Source organism: Pseudomonas sp. PMCC200344 (assembly GCF_030053095.1).
Lineage (GTDB): Bacteria > Pseudomonadota > Gammaproteobacteria > Pseudomonadales > Pseudomonadaceae > Aquipseudomonas > Aquipseudomonas svalbardensis.
Genome location: NZ_CP125618.1, coordinates 6222439 through 6239955, shown reverse-complemented (window position 1 = coordinate 6239955; position 17517 = coordinate 6222439). Strand labels below are relative to the sequence as shown.

Here is a 17517-nt window from a genome sequence, read left to right as displayed (position 1 = left end):
CTACTGGCGGTTCACGCCGTCAGCCAGCGCCGGTTTTTCTTCCCATGACCGCCTAGAAGTCTGCCGCCATGCGTCCAGCCCGTGCCCTGATCGACCTTCAAGCCCTGCGTCACAACTACCAAATCGCCCGTGAAGTCACGGGGGCCAAGGCCCTCGCGGTGATCAAGGCCGATGCCTACGGTCATGGCGCGGTGCGTTGCGCCCAGGCGCTGGAAGCCGAGGCGGACGGGTTTGCCGTGGCTTGCATCGAAGAAGCGTTGGAGCTTCGAGCCGCGGGCATTCGTGCGCCGGTGTTGTTGCTGGAAGGTTTTTTCGAGGCCGATGAGCTATCGCTGATCGTCGAGCATGACTTTTGGTGTGTGGTGCATTCGCTGTGGCAGCTCGAAGCCATCGAGAACGCGGCACTGAGCAAGCCGATCACGGTCTGGCTCAAGCTCGATTCGGGCATGCATCGGGTTGGCTTGCATCCAAAGGATTATCAGGCGGCCTATCAACGGCTGCTGGCCAGCGGCAAGGTGGCGAAGATTGTTCTGATGAGCCACTTCGCCCGGGCCGATGAGCTGCACAGTCAGGCCAGTGCCGAGCAGGTTGCCGTGTTTGAAGCGGCGCGTCAGGGCTTGTCGGCTGAGGTCAGCCTGCGTAACTCGCCGGCAGTGCTCGGTTGGCCACAGATTCCGAGTGATTGGGTTCGCCCGGGCATCATGCTCTACGGCGCAACCCCGTTTGAAGAAGCCAATGCCGTGGCGTCCCGCCTGCAACCGGTGATGACCCTCGCATCGAAAGTGATTTGCGTGCGTGAACTGCCGGCCGGCGAGCCTATCGGTTACGGCGCCAAATTCATCACCCAGAAACCAATGCGCGTGGGCGTGGTGGCCATGGGTTACGCCGACGGCTACCCACGTCAGGCACCGACCGGTACGCCCGTGATGGTTGCCGGGCAGCGCAGCCAATTGATTGGCCGGGTGTCGATGGACATGCTCTGCATCGACCTGACCGATGTGCCGCAAGCCGGCCTCGGTTCTACCGTCGAGTTGTGGGGCAAAAATATCCTCGCCAGTGACGTGGCCGCGGCCGCGGGCACGATTCCTTACCAGATCTTCTGCAACCTGCGTCGGGTGCCAATGCTCTATTCCGGGGCTTAGGTCAAAGCGTCCCGACCGAAAGTCGCTTCACCGAACAGGATTCAGGTCCAAGTGTTGTAAATACTGAACGCTGTCGCCATGATATCGCTCAATATTCCAACAACCTGAATCCCTGGAGGCTCCAGCATTGGACGTCGGTGAACGACTGCAATCCATCCGTAAGCTCAAAGGACTTTCCCAGCGTGAACTCGCCAAACGCGCGGGCGTCACCAACAGCACCATTTCGATGATCGAGAAGAACAGTGTCAGCCCCTCGATCAGTTCGCTGAGGAAGGTACTGGGCGGGATTCCCATGTCCATGGTCGAGTTCTTTTCCGAAGAGATCCTGCAGGAAAAACCGACTCAGATCGTCTACAAAGCCAACGAGCTGATCGATATTTCCGATGGCGCAGTGACCATGAAACTGGTCGGCAGGGCTCATCCGAGCCGGGCCATCGCGTTCCTCAACGAAATCTACCCGCCAGGCGCCGACACCGGTGACGAGATGCTCACCCATGAGGGCGAGGAAACCGGGATTTTGCTCGAAGGTCGACTTGAACTGGTGGTGGGGCTTGAAACTTTTGTGCTCGAAGCCGGCGACAGCTACTACTTTGAAAGTACCAAGCCGCACCGTTTCCGTAATCCGTTCGATGCGCCGGCGCGACTAATCAGCGCAGCTACTCCAGCGAATTTCTAAGAAAAGAGGCGTCCCGCCAGCATTGCGGAGGTGCCCGAGTTGTTTTTCCGCCACGCATAAGACCCCTCCGACTTTAGGGTTGTTTCAGTGTGGCGGGCTTACCGTTATACTTGCGCCCGCCTGCGAACCGTGGCCGTGGGCGTGACTAGCCACCATTGAGGGTGAACGCGTGAATCTAATTATGAAAATGCTGGCCGTACCAGCAACCGTATTGGCCCTTTGGGCAGTCAGCGCACAAGCTGCGACCAACGACGATATTGCTAAACGCCTTGAGCCAGTTGGCCAGGTTTGCGTTCAGGGTAAAGAGTGCAAGGGGATGGAAGTCGCTGCTTCTGCGGGTGGTGGTGATGCCAAGACCCCTGACTCAGTGATTGCAAAACATTGCAACGCTTGCCACGGCACCGGCTTGTTGGGCGCACCGAAAGTCGGTGATGCTGCAGCCTGGGGCGAGCGCGCCAAGAAAGAAGGCGGCCTTGACGGCTTGCTGGCGAAAGCAATCTCCGGCGTCAACGCGATGCCACCGAAAGGCACCTGCGCCGATTGCTCTGATGGCGATCTCAAGGGCGCCATCCAGAAGATGTCCGGCCTGAAATAAGCCTTCATCTTCATCAAAAAAACCGCTGTCGAGCGGTTTTTTTGTGCCTGCGATTTACGCCTGAGACTGTTCATTGCAGCAAAGACCCGGCAAGCTCGTTCCAACCCCAATTCACGGAATGTAAGGGAGGATCAGATGGTACAGCTGTGTTCTATCGAGCAAGCGGTCGATGACGTCTTGGCACGGTTGCCGGCGCATATCCACATGGGCCTGCCCCTCGGTCTGGGCAAACCCAACCACTTTGTCAACGCGCTGTTTCAACGCATCGCGCAGTTGCCCGAGCGGCAGCTGACGATCTACACCGCGCTGTGCCTGGGCCGTCCTTCCTTGGGCGACGGCTTGCAAAAGCGCTTCCTTGAACCCTTCATCGAGCGGGTTTTCGGCGATTATCCGGAACTGGATTTCCTGGCCGACCTGCATCGCGACAGCCTGCCGTCCAACATCCATGTTCAGCAATTCTTCATGCAGCCCGGCAGCCTGCTTCACAGCGCACAGGCCCAGCAGGATTACGTCAGCAGCAATTACAGCCACGCCGCTCGAGACATCAACGCCGCCGGATTGAACCTGGTGGCGCAATTGGTGGCGAGCCACAGCGAGCATCCCGACCGCCTGAGCCTGAGCTGCAACCCGGACATCACCCTCGACCTGTTCCCGATGATCGCCAAGCGTAGGGCGGCGGGAGAGACGATCCTACTGGTGGGCCAAGTGCACAACGATTTGCCGTACATGCCGGGGGACGCGGAAGTCGGCATGGACGTTTTCGACCTGCTGATCGACGAGAAGGACAGCACCACGCTGTTCTCCACGCCGAACATGCCGGTGGGTTTTCAGGATCACTTCATCGGGCTGCACGCCAGCACGCTGGTGCGCGACGGCGGCACCTTGCAGATCGGCATCGGCGCCATGGGTGATGCCCTGACCGCTGCGCTGCTGGCACGGCAGGCCGACAATGACGGTTACAAGGCGTTGCTGGCGGAGGTGAATCTGAGTCAGTGGGCGCAGTTGATCGACCGCGAAGGTGGCGTCGAACCGTTCGCCAAGGGTTTGTACGGTTGCAGCGAAATGCTCGTCAACGGTTTGCTGGTGCTGGCCGACGCCGGGATTGTGCGGCGCAAGGTCTACCCCGATGTGCCGACCCAGCAACAAGCGAATGCCGGCACGCTGGACGAAGCCGCGCAGACTGACGGCATCTCGGTGCATGGCGGTTTCTTCCTTGGGCCGCGCAGTTTCTATGAGCGCCTGCGCGAGTTGCCGCAAAGCAAGCGGCTCGAATTCAATATGACCCGCATCAGCTACATCAACGAGCTCTACGGTCAGGAAGAACTCAAACGCTTGCAGCGCCTCGATGCACGCTTCATCAACACTGTGTTCACCATGACCTTGCTGGGTGCAGGCGTGGCCGATCAGCTCGAAGACGGGCGAGTACTCAGCGGTGTCGGTGGGCAATACAACTTCGTCGCCCAGGGTCATGCGCTGGAAGGCGCGCGTTCGGTGCTGCTCCTGCGCAGCTGGCGCGAGTCGGGCGGTGAGGTCAGTTCGAACATCGTGTGGGAGTACGGCCATTGCACGATCCCGCGACACCTGCGAGACATCGCGGTCACCGAGTACGGTATCGCCGATCTGCGGGGCAAGACCGATGCGGCGGTGATCGAGGCGTTGCTGAACATCAGTGACTCACGTTTCCAGCCGGGGTTGATCGAGCAGGCTCAGGCCGTTGGCAAGTTGCCGAAGAATTTCCGTATTGATCCACGGTTTTCCGACAACAGTCCGCAGCGCTTGCAGGCCATTCAGGCGCGGCATCCGCAGTTGTTTCCGGAGTATCCGTTGGGGTGTGATTTCACCGCTGAGGAGAAAGATCTATTGCGGGCGCTGAACTGGTTGAAGAGCAAGTTCAAGCTCACGGAGATTCTGGAACTGGGCAAGGCAGCGCTTGATGCACCAGAACCATCATCGTTTCCCGAACATCTGGAACGGATGCAGCTGACGAAACCGGAAGGGCTGAAAGAGGATTTGTTTCAGCGGCTATTGCTCACCGGCCTGAAGGCCACCGCACAGTAACAGCCAGCCGAAATCAACTGTGGGAGCGAGCCTGCTCGCGATGGCGGTGTAACAGCCAACAATGATGTTGAATGTTATGGCCTCATCGCGAGCAGGCTCGCTCCCACAGGGATGTGCAGCGTGGCGTTATTCGATGAAGGTTACGACGCCGCCAGCCAGCGACTGAACGCGAGCCAGGGATTCAACGCGATAACCCTGAGCATCCAGTTCCGCGCGGCCGCCCTGGAACGACTTCTCGATCACGATACCCAGACCCGCGACGGTAGCGCCGGCCTGTTTGATGATCGAGATCAGCGCTTGCGACGCCTTACCGTTGGCCAAAAAGTCATCGATGATCAGCACGCGGTCGCTGCTGGTCAGGTGGCGCGGGGAAATCGCCACGGTGCTTTCGGTCTGCTTGGTGAACGAGTAAACGGTCGCCGACAGCAGGTTTTCGGTCAGGGTCAGGGATTGATGCTTGCGCGCAAAAATCACCGGTACTCCGAGGTTCAGACCGGTCATGATTGCCGGAGCAATACCCGAGGCTTCGATGGTGACGATCTTGGTGATGCCCGAATCCTTGAACAGCGTGGCGAATTCGTCGCCGATCAGCTTCATCAGGGCCGGGTCGATCTGGTGGTTCAGAAAGGCGTCGACTTTCAGGACCTGGTCGGAAAGCACGATGCCTTCTTCGCGAATTTTCTTGTGCAGTGCTTCCATGAAGCTTTCCTCTTTTGGCGCCTTGTGTGCGCCAAGCTCGTAAAAAAGTGCTCGGTTAAAAAGTAGGCAATTCTAGCGCTTTAACATCGCGCGTATATCCGCCAATGCGGTATTACCGCGAACAGCTTTGACTTCAACGGGCGTGTCGTCGTTGCCTTCCCAAGCCAGGTCGTCCGGCGGCAGTTCATCAAGAAAGCGGCTCGGCGCGCAATCGATGATCTCGCCGTATTGCTTACGCTTGGCGGCGAAGGTGAAGGCCAGCGTCTGACGCGCTCGGGTAATTCCGACGTAGGCCAGCCGACGTTCTTCTTCGATGGTGTCGGCTTCGATGCTGGAACGGTGCGGGAGGATTTCCTCTTCCATGCCCATGATGAACACGTAGGGGAATTCCAGCCCCTTGGAGGCGTGCAGGGTCATCATCTGCACACCCTCGGCGCCGTCTTCCTCTTCCTGCTGACGTTCCAGCATGTCGCGCAGGACGAGTTTGCCGATGGCGTCTTCGACGGTCATCTCGCCTTCTTCGTCTTTTTCGAGGGTGTTCTTCAACGCCTCGATCAGGAACCAGACGTTACCCATGCGGTAGTCGGCGGCCTTGTCGCTGGAGCTGTTGGTGCGCAGCCAGTTCTCGTAGTCGATGTCCATGACCATGCTACGCAGCGCCGAGATCGGGTCTTCGCCGGCGCATTGCTCGCGGACCTTGTCCATGAAGCGCTTGAAGCGCGACAGTCGATCGGTGAAGCGCGTATCCAGATGTTCGCCCAGACCGATTTCGTCGGTGGCGGCGTACATCGAGATTTTGCGTTCGGTGGCGTAGTTGCCGAGCTTTTCCAGCGTGGTCGAACCGATCTCCCGGCGTGGGACGTTGATCACCCGCAGGAAGGCGTTGTCGTCGTCCGGGTTTACGATCAGGCGGAAGTAGGCCATCAGATCTTTCACTTCCTGACGTCCGAAAAAGCTGTTGCCGCCGGAAAGTCGATACGGAATCTGGTGGTGTTGCAGCTTCAACTCGATCAGCTTGGCCTGGTAGTTACCGCGGTACAGAATCGCGAAATCGCTGTATGGCCGATCCGTGCGCAAGTGCAGGGTCAGCAGTTCCACGGCCACGCGCTCGGCTTCGGCGTCTTCGTTGCGGCAACGGATCACGCGGATCTCGTCGCCGTGGCCCATCTCGCTCCACAGCTGCTTTTCGAATTCGTGCGGGTTGTTCGAGATCAGCACGTTGGCGCAACGCAGAATTCGGCTGGTGGAGCGATAGTTTTGCTCCAGCATTACCACTTTCAGGGACGGGTAATCGTCCTTGAGCAGCATCAGGTTTTCAGGACGGGCTCCGCGCCAGGCATAAATCGACTGGTCGTCATCGCCCACCACGGTGAACTGGTTGCGTATGCCGATGAGCAGCTTCACCAGCAAATACTGGCTGGCGTTGGTGTCCTGATATTCGTCCACCAGCAGGTAGCGGACTTTGTTCTGCCATTTTTCGAGGATGTCGGGGTGTTCCTGGAACAGCTTCACCGGCTGCAGGATCAGGTCGTCGAAGTCCACCGCGTTGAACGCCTTGAGCGTGCGCTGATAGTGGGTGTAGACGATGGCGGCAGTCTGTTCCTTGGGGTTGCGTGCGTTTTCCAGGGCTTCGGGCGGCAGGATCAGGTCGTTCTTCCACGAGCCGATCATGTTCTTGATCTCGTCGACGCCGTCGTCGCCCGAGTATTCCTTCTGCATGATGTCGGTCATCAAGGCTTTGACGTCGGTCTCGTCGAAGATCGAGAAACCTGGCTTGTAGCCCAGCCGCACGTGTTCCTTGCGGATGATGTTCAGGCCCAGATTGTGGAAGGTGCAGACCGTCAGGCCGCGGCCTTCGCCGCCCTTGAGCAAGGTGCCAACCCGTTCCTTCATCTCCCGCGCGGCCTTGTTGGTAAAGGTCATGGCGACGATGTACTGGGCGCGGATGCCGCAATTCTGGATCAAGTGGGCGATCTTGCGCGTGATCACGCTGGTCTTGCCGGAGCCTGCGCCGGCGAGCACCAAAAGAGGGCCGCCGACGTAGCTCACGGCTTCTTGCTGCCGGGGATTGAGTCGGGACATACGAAATCAGGGAGTCGTTTGCGAAATGGGCCGGCATTTTAACAGGCTCAGCGAATTGTGCTGCTCTCTCCGACTTGTGACGCAGCACGCTATCTATATTTGCCGGTTTTGATACTTTCACGCAGGATGCGCGGTGAGTTTGCGTCTAATGTTCGTAATTCCGGATACAAAGCCGCGTTTGATAACCGAGGTCATTTGGTCATTGGTTACCGGCGCTGCATAATGCCCGCCGCCTCCATCTTTGCAGAGTCTAGGGAGCTAGCTTGTCTACGCCTGTCGAACCCTTGCGTTTGCTGCTACTGGCCGAAGAGCCAGCGTGGGCAGCGTTGTTGCGCGAGTGTCTGGCTCCAATGGGGAGCTCGACCGTGCTGATCAGCGCGCCGAGCTGGGAGTCGGTCAGCAGTCTGTTCGATGACAACCGCAGCGCGGTGTTGTTGACGATTCCAGCGCTTCAACCTCTACCTGGCCGTTGCAGCCTGCCGACGGTATTGCTGCTCGAGCACGAACCACTGGCGCCGCCCGATGGGGTGAGCGACTGGCTGGTACGCGATCACCTTGATCCCGGCATGTTGCGCCGGTGCTTGCGGCATGTGCGCGAGCGTGGTGTGCTGGAAAACACCCTGCAGCGCCTGGCTGAGCAAGACCCGCTCACCGGCATCGCCAATCGCCAGGGTTTCCAGACCTTGCTGGCGGCACGCCTGGCGGAAAACGACGGCCGCGGCCTGGCCCTCGGTCACCTCGATCTCGATAACTTCCGTCACGCCAACGATGCCCTCGGCCACCAGGCCGGTGACCGGTTGATCCTGCAAGTGGTCGCGCGGCTGAAAAGCCAGCTTGAGGCCGGCGATCAACTGGCTCGACTGGGCAGTGATGAGTTCGCCCTGCTGATCGACACCCGCCGCGCGCCTCAGCGCGCCGAATGGATGGCCGAGCGCATTACCGAAGCGCTGGCCGAGCCTTACTGGGTCGACGGCGAAAGCCTGTTGATCGGTTCCAGCCTCGGTATTGCCCACGCCCGGGCCCAGGCCGGCGCCGACCCGCTGATGTGGCACGCGCACATCGCCATGCAACAAGCCAAAAGCACTCAGGGCTGTACCTTTCACATCTTCAACGAACGCATCAATCGCAATGCCCGCAGCATGGCCGACCTCGAAAGCGAGCTGCGCCGGGCGTTGCGCCGGGATGAACTGGAACTGCATTACCAGCCACGCCTGAACCTCGAGGACGGTCAGATCGTCGGCCTCGAAGCCTTGGTGCGCTGGCGTCATGGCGAGCGCGGCTTGCTGCCACCCAGCGAATTCGTGCCGCTGGCCGAGCAGAGCGGTTTGATCGTGCCGCTGGGTTACTGGGTGATTTCCCGGGCCTTGCGCGACATGCAAGCGTTGCGCGAACGGGGTTTGCCGGCGTTGCACATGGCGATCAACCTGTCGTTCCGGCAGTTTCAGGACAGCCAGTTACTCTCTACGTTGAGTCGGTTGATTGCCGAGCGTGGTGTCGAGGCGCAATGGCTGGAATTCGAACTGACTGAAACCGCGGTGATGCGCCGCAGCGATCTGGTCAAACAGACCATGGATGCCCTGGGGCGTCTGGGTGTGCGCTTCTCCCTCGACGACTTCGGCACCGGTTTCTCGTCGTTCGTGCACCTCAACAGCCTGCCGATTGCCTTATTGAAGATCGACAAGAGCTTTGTCGGCGGCATGGAACAGCGCGAAGAGAATCGCAAACTGGTCCACGCGATGATCAATCTGGCGCACAACCTCAATCTTGAAGTGGTCGCCGAAGGCGTAGAAACGCCGGAGCAACTGGATCTGTTGCGCGGGTTTGGTTGCGAGCAGGTGCAGGGATATTTGATCAGCAAGCCATTGCCGCTGGGGGAGCTGGTTGAATACTTGACCTTTGGAAGCAGTCAGCAGTGGGCGCTGGAAATCGTGGTTTAAACACGGAAAAAAATGTGGGAGCGAGCCTGCTCGCGAAAGCGGTGTATCAGTCGACATCAATGTTAACTGACACGGCCTTTTCGCGAGCAGGCTCGCTCCCACAGGGGATCTCAGTCTGGCTGAGGGACTTCGAAACGCTGCTGTGGCGAAAGCTCCCGCCGAATCATCCGCTTCATCTTCCACTCAAACGCCAACGTCAGGCTCACCGCCGCGCACGCCAACCCCAGCGCCAATCCCCACCAGACACCCGTTGGCCCCCAATTCAAATGGAAGGCCATCCACCAGGCGGCCGGCGCGCCAATCAGCCAATAGCAGCCCAAACCTACCAGGAACGTGGTCTTGGCATCCTTGAGTCCGCGAATGCAACCCATGGCAATGGTTTGCGTGCCGTCGAACAGCTCGAACCACGCGGCGACCGCCAACAGGCTCACGGCCAGGTTGATGACGTCGCGAAACGCCGGGTCGTTGTGGTCCAGGAACAAACCGATCAACTGATTCGGCAGCAACCAGAAGACCATGGCGAAGGCAAGCATCGCTGCCGCGCCAAAAGCGATGCCGACCCGTCCGGCCAGCCGTGCATTCAGTAGCTGCCCTGCGCCGTAGTGCTGCCCGATGCGCATGGTGATCGCATAGGAAATCCCCGCCGGAACCATGAACGCTACCGAGACGATTTGCAGGGCGATCTGGTGTGCGCCCATTTGCGTACTGCCCATAGTGCCCATGCACAGCGCGGCGAACGCAAACAGTCCGACTTCCACCGCGTAGGTGCCACCAATCGGCAGGCCCAGGCGCCACAGCTCCTTAAGGTACTGACGGTTGGGCCGCGACAAGCCCTGACGCAAGGGATAAGCGTCGTAGACCGGATGCCGGCGGATGTGCCAGGCCAGCGCCAGCGCCATGCAGTTGGCGACAACAGCGGTAACCAGTCCGATGCCCATCAACCCCAGTTTTGGCAGACCGAACATGCCGGTAATCAATGCGTAATTGAGCAGGAAGTTGGCCACGGTGCCGCCGAGGCTGATGACCATCACCGGTGTTGCCCGGCCAATGGCGCTGGTGAAGCCGCGCAAGGCCATGAAGCTCAGGTAGCCGGGCAGGGCGAACGGCAGGATCAACAGGAACTGCCCGGCTGCGTGGACGTTGGTTTCGGTCTGGCCGAACAGCAGCAACACCGGTTTGAGGTTCCACAGCAGCAGCCCGGCCACCAGCGCCATCAACCACGCCAGCCATAACCCGGCCTGGGTCAGCCTGGCGGCGCCGACGATGTCACCGGCACCCTGACGAATAGCCACGAGGGTGCCGACCGCGGCGATCACGCCAATGCAGAAGATCGACACGAACGAGTAAGTTGCTGCGCCCAGACCGCCACCGGCCAGCGCCTCTGGACTCAGGCGCGCCATCATCAAGGTGTCGGTGAGGACCATCAGCATGTGCGCCAACTGCGAGGCAATCAACGGCCCCGCCAGCCGCAGGATGGCCCAGAGTTCGGTACGTGCTGGATGCTGCATGGTCATCACGCTCGACAATTAAAGAGGGACAGGAAAGCGTCGATTCTCGGCGCTCTACGGGGTTTGCACAAAGGGATAAAAAGGATGGGTTGCATGATTAAAACTCATGCTGGAGAGTTTCTGCTAGGGTGACCGAATCCCGCTATAGGAGCTTTCCGAATGTCCCGTCGTCTTCCTCCCTTGTATGCCCTGCGCGCATTCGAAGCGGCGGCGCGGCACAGCTCGTTTACCCGTGCGGCCGAAGAATTATCGATTACCCAAAGCGCGGTCAGTCGGCATATTCGTACGCTCGAAGAGCATTTTGCCTGTCGGCTGTTTCACCGCAGTGGGCGCAATCTGCAACTGACCGAGTCGGCGCGCTTGATCCTGCCCGGCATTCGCGAAGGCTTCACCGCCCTGGAGCGGGCCTGCAATACGTTGCGCGCCGAAGATGACATCCTGCGCATGAAAGCGCCGTCGACCCTGACCATGCGTTGGCTGCTGGCACGGCTCAGCCGCTTTCGGCACCTGCAACCGGGCAACGAGGTGCAATTGACCAGCGCCTGGATGGACGTCGACTCGGTGGACTTCAACCATGAACCGTTCGACTGCGCCGTCATCCTCAGCAACGGGCATTTTCCGCCGGACTGGGAGGCGAGTTTCCTGTTCCCGGAAGAGCTGATTCCAGTCGGCGCGCCGAATCTTCTGCAGGATCAACCGTGGGATGTCGCACGGCTGGCCAATGCCGAACTGCTGCACCCGACGCCGGATCGTCGCGACTGGCGCAGTTGGCTGGAACGCATGGGGCTGGCGGATCAGGTGTCGCTTAAGGGCGGGCAGGTGTTCGACACGCTGGAACTGGGCATGATCGCCGCCGCCCGAGGTTATGGCGTGTCCATGGGCGATCTGCTGATGGTGGCGGAAGATGTGGCTCAGGGACGTCTGAGTCTGCCGTGGCCGACGGCCGTCGCCAGCGGTGAGAAATATTACATGGTCTGGCCCAAAACCCGTCCCGGAGGTGAACGTTTGCGCAGGCTCAGCGATTTCCTGCAAGGCGAGGTTCGGGCAATGGAATTACCCGATGTCGAGCGCCTGAGCTGAATCGATAGAGCCGCCGCAATGGCGGCCTTGAGCCATATCCCGGCTAATTACTCAAGTATTCTGATTTTCCGCCGAAAATGCAGGTGGAACCTTCGTGCAGGTTCGACGCAATTCCCATTTATTAGAATTTTGCTGAGTGTGCAGCCAGATCAAGGAGGATCAGGTCGCTCGGCCAGGAGCTGTCATGTCTCAACCTCGTGCCCGGATCGCCTCACAGCTTGGTCTTGCGCTTGCCGTGATACTGGCGATTGTCATCAGCGGCAGTACCGTGTTCGCCCTGCGTTCGCTGGACACCGCCAACCTGGCCACCCGCGAAGAGCACCTGGCCAGTGAAGCCCGGTTGCTGGCCGATCAGTTGAGCACCTTTCACGGCACGTTGCGTGAAAGCACCCAGCGTCTGAGCGGTCTGTTCGAGAAGCGCTTCAGCGCCGGTTTGAGCGTGCACCCGGATGAACCGGTGGCGGTAGCGGGCGCGCAGACGCCGGGCCTGCACCTGGGCAGTGAAGTGCTGAACAACAACTTCAAGGAAGTGGACGAGTTCAAGCAAATGACCGCCGGCGTTGCGACGGTGTTTGTGCGCAGCGGCGAAGACTTCATTCGGGTCAGCACGTCCTTGAGCAAACAGGACGGCACCCGAGCCATCGGCACGCTGCTCGATCACGCGAACCCGGCCTATGCGCGCTTGATGGCGGGGCAGGCCTACGTCGGTCGCGCCTTGCTGTTCGAACGCTCCTACATGACTCAGTACACCCCCGTACGTGACAGCGGCGGTAAGGTGATTGCTGTTCTGTTCGTAGGATTCGACTACACCGACGCGCAGAACGCGCAGTTCGCCAACCTCAAGCGCTTCCGTATCGGCCAGACCGGTTCCCTGGCGCTTCTCGATGAGCAAAGCAAATGGCTGGTGCCGATCGCGGGCGTACAAGCGCTGGATCAGGCGACTCCGACCATCGTTGGCTTGGCGAAAACGCCGGGCAAGGGCGAGTTCTGGAGCGACAAGTCCGAAGATTTCTACAGCATTGCCGTGCCGTTTGAAGGCGGGCCGTGGTCGGTGGTGGCGAGCATGCCGAAAACCGAAATTCGGGCCGTGACCTGGAGTGTCGGGATTCAGTTGGCGATTGGCAGTCTGTTGGCGATGTTGATCGCTGTGGGTTCGGCGGTCTGGTTGCTGCGCAGCAAACTCGCGCCGCTGGGTGATCTGGTGCGTCAGGCTGAAGCCTTGGGGGCCGGTGATTTGAGCGTGCGGCTGAACGTGTCGAGCAACGATGAGATCGGTCAGCTGGCCCGCGCTTTCAACCAGATGAGCCAAGCTTTGTCGACCATGGTTGAGCACATCCGCAAAGCTTCGCAAGAGGTCAACAGCCGCGCCCAGGCCTTGTCCGGTCTTTCCGGCGGCGCCTATGAAGGGATGGAGCAGCAGTCGGGCGAAATCACTAGCATGGCCGGCGCCGTGGAAGAGTTCAGCGCCACCTCCCTGAACATTGCCGACAACATGGGCAGCACTCAGCGTCTAGCTCAAGAAAACGCACAGCAAACCCAGATCGGTCGTACGTCGATGGACGAAGCGTCCACGTCCCTGGAGCAAATCGCTGGCGCGCTGAACAGCACGGCGACGGTGATCAATACCTTGGGTCAGCGCTCCCAGGAAATCGGCGGCATTGTCGGTGTGATTACCTCGATTGCCGATCAAACCAACCTGCTAGCGCTCAACGCCGCCATCGAAGCCGCTCGTGCCGGTGAGCAGGGGCGTGGTTTTGCCGTCGTGGCCGATGAAGTTCGTAACCTGGCCTCACGCACTCGCGAAGCGACCAACGAAATTTCCGGCATGATCCAAAGCATTCAGCAAGAAACCGGTAACGCCATCAGCACCATGGAGCAGGGTAACCTGTTGATGCAGGAAGGCCTGTCGCGCAACGCCAACGTGGCTTCGGCCTTGGCGCGGATCGATGAGCAAAGCCGCTCGGCCGGTCAGCAATTCGCTGCGATTACCACGGCGACGCAGGAGCAGAGCAGCACCGCGACATTGCTCAGCAGCAATCTGCAGAGCATTGCGCTGGCCAACAGCGAGCAGCGTGAAGTGGTATCGAATCTGGCCGTCACGGCTAAAGAGCTGGAAAGCCTGGCTGCGGAGTTGCGAGCGGAGGTCGACCGGTTTCGTTGAGGCGTCTTCGAAGCCGCCTTCGCGGGCAAGCCACGCTCCCACAGAGATTGGTTGACCACCATTCTTGAGGCGGCGATCCTGCTCGCGAAGGGGAGCGACTCGTTTACTCACTTACTGAGTCGATGGTCGATACTGCAACGCTTCGGCGAGGTGTTCCCGGGTAATGGCATCGACTTGCTCAAGGTCGGCCAGCGTCCGCGCTACCTTCAGCAGCCGATGCGCCGACCTCAGCGACAGTGTCAGTCGCTCACACGCAGTTTCCAGCCAGGTTTCGTCGGTGGTGGATAACTTGCAGTGCCGGCGCAGTCCCGGCAGATCAAGGAAGGCATTTGCGCAGCCTTGGCGCTTGTGTTGGCGCTCCCTGGCGTCGGCGACCAGCAGCGCGGCGGTTGCCGTGTCATCTCCGGGTTTGAGCGCAGGATTCAACGCCGTGGCTTCCCGGGCAACGGTCAGGTGAAGGTCGATGCGATCCAACAGCGGCCCCGACAATTTGTTGCGATAACGCTGGACCATGTCCGGTGTACAACTGCATTTGCCACTGGGTTCGCCAAGATACCCACAGGGGCACGGATTCATGGCTGCAACCAACTGGAATCGCGCCGGAAACCGCACACGATCCTTGGCGCGGGAAATCACGATATGCCCGGATTCCAGCGGTTCTCTCAATACCTCCAGCACCTTGCGATCAAACTCCGGAAGTTCGTCAAGAAACAGAACGCCGTGATGGGCGAGGGTGATTTCGCCAGGTTGTGGTTTCGATCCACCGCCCACTAATGCCGGGCCCGACGCCGAATGATGCGGCTGGCGAAACGGGCGCTGTGGCCAATGGCTCAACGGCACGCAACTGGTGACGGATTGAATGGCCGCAACTTCCAGCGCCTCATGTTCGGCCAACGGAGGCAGCAACCCAGGCAAACGACTCGCCAGGAGTGTTTTACCCGTGCCCGGCGGTCCGCTGAACAGCAGGTTATGCGCTCCAGCTGCGGCAATCAGCAAGGCACGCTTGGCCGAGATTTGCCCCTGCACTTCATTCAGGTCGGGATAGGGTTTGCTGGCGTAGAGCAAGCCATTGGAGATATAGGGCTCGACCGGCGTGTGACCATTGAAATGCGCGACCGCTTCCAGCAAGTGATCGACAGCAAATACCTTCAGCCCGGACGCGAGGCAGGCTTCCTCGGCGTTCGCCCTCGGCACCATCAGCGAACGCCCGGCCTTGCGCGCAGCCAGTGCCGCCGGCAGCACGCCCCGCACGGCACGCACCGCGCCTGACAATGCCAGTTCTCCCAGGCATTCGATGTCATCGAGCGTCAACGTCGGCACCTGCACGCTGGCTGACAGAATGCCCAAGGCAATCGCCAGATCAAAGCGTCCGCCGTCTTTTGGCAAATCCGCAGGGGCCAGATTCAACGTGATTCGCCGCGCCGGAAATTGCAGGCCCGAATTGATGATCGCACTGCGCACCCGGTCCTTGCTTTCCTTCACCGCCGCTTCCGGCAAACCAACCATCGTCAGCGATGGCAATCCGTTGGCCAGATGGACTTCAACGGTAACGGCAGGCGCATCCACACCAATCTGGGCGCGGCTGTGGACGATGGAGAGGGACATGATCGTTCCTTGAGCTTTACGGGAACCGCTTCCTGCGGTTCAAAAAGCATAGATCGAGGTTGTCGGTTTGCCGGTAATTCGCTCGCTGGATATACCTCAGGATGTTGCTGATTATTCTTCGCGATTTATACGACCAGCATCGACGCTGGCCATTGGCCCGCGAGTTGTATTACTTCATTTCACGAATGACAGTAGTTCCGTTGCTCGTGTTTATCCCACTTCGAAAGCTGGATAGGATCATTGGTGCCGCAACAAATTGTTAATGTTGCCAACTAACGTAAAAGGAATTAATTATGTCTGCGAACCTGGATGTTATGGGTGTTGATCAATCGCACTTGGAAATTCTTGACAGTGACCCCTATAAAGAGCGCGACTTTTTCTGGGAACAGCACCGATTTGCACGCGACGGCTATTTGAAAATAAATCATCTGGTTGACCCTCTGGTCCGCGATTCAATCATGGCCGATGTGAAGTTCCTCATGGCTAACCACGCCAAGCGTCGTGATTTCCTCATCGAGTCTACCGGCAATACACCGCGCTATTTGAGTAATGTAAGTCGAGACAATATCGAGGAGTTCGGAAAGTACATTTCGCTGGCCTACAACTCGAAATACCTGATGAGCTTGATCGCCAATATTGTCAAGGAAGAGGTCATCCCGACGCCTTGGAAGTGGGATAACTACATTATCAACAGCCAGCACAAGTCGGGCGATACCCATGGCTGGCATTGGGGTGATTACCCTTACACCATTATCTGGATTGTCGAGGCTCCGAGCATCGAGAGCGGCGGTTTGCTTGAGTGTGTCCCGCATACCAATTGGGACAAGAAGAACTCCAGAATTGAAAACCTGTTGGTAGAAAATACCATCGACTCCTATTTCCATATGACCGGTGACGTCTATTTGCTCAAGGCCGATACTACCTTGCACCGAGTAAAACCCCTGACTCAAGATGTCCACAGGATCATTCTGAATACAACGTGGGAGCGCGCTCGCGACGTTGATCGTCATGTTGAGCACGAGACTTTCGTCTTCCGCGATTGATCATGAAGTCGGACTGTTGATAATGAATACAGTTAAATATACCCACACTAATCTTATTGCATCTGATTGGAAAAAGATCGCCAGATTTTATTCGGATGTGTTTGGTTGCGAACAGGTCGGCCCCGTACGGTATCTGTCTGGGGTCAACGTTTCCGGGGGCGCGGGCGTTGAAAATGCCCAACTCGAAGGTGTGCATTTGCAACTGCCGGGTTACGGACCCGAGGGGCCGACTCTGGAGATCTTCCAGTACATCGAAAATCGAGAGCGGGAAGTGGCATACGCCAACTCAAAAGGCCTGACTCATCTGGCATTCGAAGTTTCTAATATAGACGACACCTGCTCGAAAGTAATAAGGGCGGGTGGCTGGATGCTCGGCAAACTGGTCAGCCAGGTAATCGACGGTGTTGGGGTCTGTACATTTGTGTATGTGCGCGACCCTGATCGAAACATCATTGAAGTGCAAATGTGGGAGCACAATTAATGGCGGTCCTGGCGCAGTTTGACCTTGTGCAACCGCGTTATCGAAAAGATAACCCTCTGATGACCGGATTCTATGAGTCTGTTCGATACGTCAACAACCTTGCAGAACAACATCCCGGCTTTATCTGGCGTGAATTGAATGAAGATCAGGCGTTGCTGGATGAGTTATGGGGAGAGGGATATCTGTACACGCTTTCATTATGGAAAAGTCCCGAAGCGTTAAAGGACTTTTTGTACAAGACACCTCATAACGAATTCAGAAAACGCGGCGGTGAATGGTTCATACCAATCACCAAACCGCGAGTCGTGATGTGGTGGGTGGAAGAAGGGCATATACCGACGCTGAGTGAGGCACATCAGAAGATGCAGATCCTTTACGAACTCGGGCCTTCGCATCAAGCGTTTGATCTCAAGTCCAGTGCACTGCCAATCGTTATTTACTGAGGATATT

Annotated in this window: 14 protein-coding genes; 10 read left to right on the top strand and 4 right to left on the bottom strand. The window is 58.7% G+C overall.

Annotation, left to right across the window (positions count from 1 at the left end):
- Window positions 1-68: 68 nt before the first annotated feature.
- The 4 genes from alr to QFW87_RS28690 all read left to right on the top strand — a co-directional run bounded on the left by alr (window position 69) and on the right by QFW87_RS28690 (window position 4471).
- Window positions 69-1142: an alanine racemase gene (alr, locus tag QFW87_RS28705; protein ID WP_283189420.1), complete on the top strand. Its 1074-nt coding sequence runs from the start codon at window positions 69-71 to the stop codon at window positions 1140-1142.
- A gap of 127 nt (window positions 1143-1269) precedes the next feature.
- Window positions 1270-1818, top strand: coding sequence for a cupin domain-containing protein (locus QFW87_RS28700; RefSeq protein WP_008150195.1), 549 nt, complete (start codon window positions 1270-1272; stop codon window positions 1816-1818).
- A 169-nt stretch (window positions 1819-1987) separates the two neighbouring features.
- On the top strand, window positions 1988-2413 hold the full coding sequence (locus QFW87_RS28695) for a c-type cytochrome (RefSeq protein ID WP_095126930.1): 426 nt from the start codon (window positions 1988-1990) through the stop codon (window positions 2411-2413).
- A gap of 135 nt (window positions 2414-2548) precedes the next feature.
- Entirely contained in the window at window positions 2549-4471 is a 1923-nt protein-coding gene (locus QFW87_RS28690) for an acetyl-CoA hydrolase/transferase C-terminal domain-containing protein (RefSeq protein ID WP_283189419.1), read from the top strand.
- Window positions 4472-4597: 126 nt separating this feature from the next.
- Here QFW87_RS28690 and QFW87_RS28685 read toward each other — a convergent pair whose 3' ends face one another.
- Window positions 4598-5170: a xanthine phosphoribosyltransferase gene (locus tag QFW87_RS28685; protein WP_020799401.1), complete on the bottom strand. Its 573-nt coding sequence runs from the start codon at window positions 5168-5170 to the stop codon at window positions 4598-4600.
- Window positions 5171-5242: 72 nt separating this feature from the next.
- Entirely contained in the window at window positions 5243-7252 is a 2010-nt protein-coding gene (rep, locus tag QFW87_RS28680) for a DNA helicase Rep (protein WP_283182171.1), read from the bottom strand.
- A 263-nt stretch (window positions 7253-7515) separates the two neighbouring features.
- Here rep and QFW87_RS28675 point away from each other — a divergent pair, with 263 nt between their 5' ends.
- Window positions 7516-9189: a bifunctional diguanylate cyclase/phosphodiesterase gene (locus QFW87_RS28675; RefSeq protein ID WP_283189418.1), complete on the top strand. Its 1674-nt coding sequence runs from the start codon at window positions 7516-7518 to the stop codon at window positions 9187-9189.
- A gap of 110 nt (window positions 9190-9299) precedes the next feature.
- Here the strand turns inward: QFW87_RS28675 and QFW87_RS28670 are convergent, their stop codons facing one another.
- Entirely contained in the window at window positions 9300-10697 is a 1398-nt protein-coding gene (locus QFW87_RS28670; protein WP_283189417.1) for a NorM family multidrug efflux MATE transporter, read from the bottom strand.
- A gap of 159 nt (window positions 10698-10856) precedes the next feature.
- Here QFW87_RS28670 and QFW87_RS28665 point away from each other — a divergent pair, with 159 nt between their 5' ends.
- Both QFW87_RS28665 and QFW87_RS28660 read left to right on the top strand, forming a co-directional pair.
- Window positions 10857-11777 carry a LysR substrate-binding domain-containing protein gene (locus QFW87_RS28665; protein WP_283189416.1) on the top strand — a complete coding sequence of 307 codons (921 nt, stop codon included), beginning with the start codon at window positions 10857-10859 and terminating at the stop codon, window positions 11775-11777.
- Between the two features lie 184 nt (window positions 11778-11961).
- Window positions 11962-13938 (top strand): methyl-accepting chemotaxis protein, encoded by a 1977-nt coding sequence (locus QFW87_RS28660; RefSeq protein WP_283189415.1) that lies wholly within the window; start codon window positions 11962-11964, stop codon window positions 13936-13938.
- Window positions 13939-14049: 111 nt separating this feature from the next.
- On the opposite strand, the gene QFW87_RS28655 is transcribed toward QFW87_RS28660, so the two are convergent.
- The gene (locus tag QFW87_RS28655; protein ID WP_283189414.1) at window positions 14050-15543 is read right to left on the bottom strand and encodes a YifB family Mg chelatase-like AAA ATPase; all 1494 of its coding nucleotides are present in this window, start codon (window positions 15541-15543) and stop codon (window positions 14050-14052) included.
- Between the two features lie 293 nt (window positions 15544-15836).
- On the opposite strand from QFW87_RS28655, the gene QFW87_RS28650 reads away from it, so the two are divergent.
- The 3 genes from QFW87_RS28650 to QFW87_RS28640 are packed head-to-tail and all read left to right on the top strand — an operon-like array spanning window position 15837 to window position 17510.
- On the top strand, window positions 15837-16586 hold the full coding sequence (locus tag QFW87_RS28650; protein WP_283189413.1) for an ArpA protein: 750 nt from the start codon (window positions 15837-15839) through the stop codon (window positions 16584-16586).
- Between the two features lie 22 nt (window positions 16587-16608).
- Window positions 16609-17067 carry a VOC family protein gene (locus QFW87_RS28645; RefSeq protein WP_283189412.1) on the top strand — a complete coding sequence of 153 codons (459 nt, stop codon included), beginning with the start codon at window positions 16609-16611 and terminating at the stop codon, window positions 17065-17067.
- Window positions 17067-17510 carry a DUF3291 domain-containing protein gene (locus tag QFW87_RS28640; protein ID WP_283189411.1) on the top strand — a complete coding sequence of 148 codons (444 nt, stop codon included), beginning with the start codon at window positions 17067-17069 and terminating at the stop codon, window positions 17508-17510. The genes QFW87_RS28645 and QFW87_RS28640 overlap by 1 nt, the downstream gene beginning before the upstream one ends.
- Window positions 17511-17517 lie beyond the last annotated feature (7 nt).